3 protein-coding genes are annotated in these 2458 nt (G+C 55.3%); 2 read left to right on the top strand and 1 reads right to left on the bottom strand.

Annotated elements, in window-relative coordinates; genetic code table 11:
• A partial coding sequence (locus JRG72_11785; protein MBW2135882.1) for a TSCPD domain-containing protein occupies positions 1-1101 on the top strand: 1101 nt, incomplete at its 5' end.
• 195 nt (positions 1102-1296) lie between these two features.
• On the opposite strand, the gene JRG72_11780 is transcribed toward JRG72_11785, so the two are convergent.
• The gene (locus tag JRG72_11780) at positions 1297-1491 is read right to left on the bottom strand and encodes a hypothetical protein (protein ID MBW2135881.1); all 195 of its coding nucleotides are present in this window, start codon (positions 1489-1491) and stop codon (positions 1297-1299) included.
• A gap of 179 nt (positions 1492-1670) precedes the next feature.
• On the opposite strand from JRG72_11780, the gene JRG72_11775 reads away from it, so the two are divergent.
• On the top strand, positions 1671-2458 hold a 788-nt coding region (locus JRG72_11775), incomplete at its 3' end, for a hypothetical protein (GenBank protein ID MBW2135880.1).

Below are 2458 nucleotides of genomic sequence, written 5' to 3'. Positions count from 1 at the left end.
CCCTATAACTCCGAAGAGGCGGTGCAGGCCGCCGAGAAGGTCATGAGCTTTATTCAGGCCGAATCCAAGGCTGCGTCCGCGGAGTTGGCCGCCCGGCGGGGCAATTTCCCTAACTTCCCTGGTTCTGTTTACGACCGAAAAGGCCAGGAGAAGATGAGAAACGCCACGACCACGACTATCGCCCCGACCGGCAGTATCAGCATCATCGCCGGCTGTTCCAGCGGGGTGGAGCCGCTGTTTGCGGTATCGTTTGTGCGCCGGGTGCTGGATGGCGCCGAACTGGTGGAAGTGCATCCCTATTTTGAGGAGATAGCCCGACGCCATGGCTTCTACAGCCCGGAACTGATGAAACGGATCGCCCAACAGGGCACCATCCGCGATATCAAAGAGATTCCCAAGGACATCCGGCGGGTGTTCGTCACCGCCCACGATGTTTCACCGTATTGGCATATCCGCATCCAGGCCGCGTTCCAGAAATATACCGACAACGCGGTGTCGAAGACGGTCAATTTCCCTAAAGACGCCACGGTTGAAGACGTGCGCCAGGTCTATGTCATGGCCCATGAGCTAGACCTCAAGGGAGTGACCATCTATCGGGACGCCAGTCGCCCGGAACAGGTGTTGAGCTTCGGCGACCAGAAGGCTTCGGAGGAACGCTATATTGCCCCGCGGCCCAGGCCGGCCCGGACTGTAGGAGTTACCCAACGGATCAACACCGGCTGCGGCAAGCTCTATGTCACGGTCAACCGTGATGAGGCGGGCATTTGCGAGGTTTTCGCCCAGATGGGCAAGACCGGCGGCTGCGCATCGTCGCAGATCGAATCCACTGGCCGATTGATCTCGCTGGCCCTGCGTTCGGGGGTCAAGCTGGAGTCGATCATCAAGCAGATCTCGGGCATCCGCTGCCCCAACCCCATCTGGCAGAACGGCCGCCAGGTGCTTTCCTGCCCGGACGCCATTGCCCAGGTGCTGGCCGCCGAGGCCCAGGTGGAGATCACCGAAACCGAGGTCACCATGGGGGCCTGCCCCGACTGCGGTGGCACCATGGAGCGCGAAGGCGGGTGTTTGGTCTGTCGGAACTGCGGGTTTTCGCGATGTTAAATTAAAAAATTTTTCGACCCCGCCGGGGAAAGCGTGTCATCCCCGGGTGGGGACAGGCAGCTTCCTGGCGGGAAATCCCGAAAGAAAGAAATTTTTGGGAAGAAATTGTGGCTTATTCAAGCCCAAATCTAACCCTGACCATCAAGGAAATTTCTGATGAGGAGTGCGTCGTTGTTGTTAGCAGGGGGAAAACGGTTACTTGACCCGGTGAAGTTCTGGTTGGGAATCCACTTTTATATCCCAGATCAGCTTTAGCCACCTGGGATCATGTTGACCTGCCTCACGAAACGCTTCGTTCAGGAAGTCAATTTCTTCCTGAGTGTGAGCATTCCGATCATGAAACCAAACACCTTTTCGGTACTCGCCCTGAACGACTTTTAAATCTGCCATAAGCTCTCCTTTCACTTGGTTTTATACAACAAACTAGGCGAAAAAGCAAGGGCTTTAGCAATAAAACTACAAGAAAAATAAGAAGAAACTATACCTAAAACCCCTAACCCGGGGGAGAGCATCCCCTGGTGGGGGGGACAGTTCTCCTCCGGCAAAAAAAATATCCAAAGGAGGAGAACATGATTAAAAATTTCATTCCCAGGCCGTCCGAAATCGGACGGATCAAAATCGGCGAGAAAGGCGAATTCAAAACTTCCGTACAGGGAAAGCAGTTCGCCCAGCCGAAAAAATTAGACCACTTCATCTTAACAACCATGCAGCGGGACGCCGCCGGTCGCTTTATCCCGGACACGGCCTTGATGTCCCGACTCACCAAAGGCACCGCAAACGGCAAGCTTACCGAGATCCCCATCAGGTTGATCTACGATGACATTGACCTGAATTTCTACACGCGGTTCGCGTGTTATAAGAGTTCCCGCTGCTGGTGCAGCGGCGACGGGGAAGTTGCCCAGAGGCTTGAGGGTAACGGCAAATATAAGGAAGTTCCCTGCCCTTGCGAGCGGCAGGATCCTCTCTACAACGATCAGGATAAATGCAAGATCATGGGAACCTTGCAGGTTTTGATCGAAGGCACCAACCGGATCGGGGGGGCCTGGAAGTTCAGGACGACATCCTGGAACTCAATCAATGCGATCCTTTCCAGCATGTCGTTGATCAAGGCCATCACCGGCGGTCCTTTGGCGGGAGTTCCCCTGTACTTGGTTCTCAGCCCCAGGACGGTCACCGTGCCTACCACAGGTCAATCAATGCTGGTTTATGTCGTGTCCCTGGAGTACCGGGGGACGGAGCAGGAGCTTACAGAGCTTGGTTATGAAATTGCCCGCAAGCGCATCGAACACCGCATAAAGATTGACCAATTAGAGGAGCAAGCCCGTCGGATGATTGCTCCCCCGCATGCCGAAGACCC

Source organism: Deltaproteobacteria bacterium, assembly GCA_019309545.1.
Classification (GTDB): domain Bacteria; phylum Desulfobacterota; class Desulfobaccia; order Desulfobaccales; family Desulfobaccaceae; genus Desulfobacca_B.
The sequence above is the reverse complement of the archived record's forward strand: the minus strand, read 5'-3'. Positions and strand labels throughout refer to the sequence as shown.

Excerpts from the sequence above, each read along its gene's own strand:
- JRG72_11780 (MBW2135881.1), bottom strand. The coding sequence starts at position 1,491 with ATGGCAGATTTAAAAGTCGTTCAGGGCGAGTACCGAAAAGGTGTTTGG.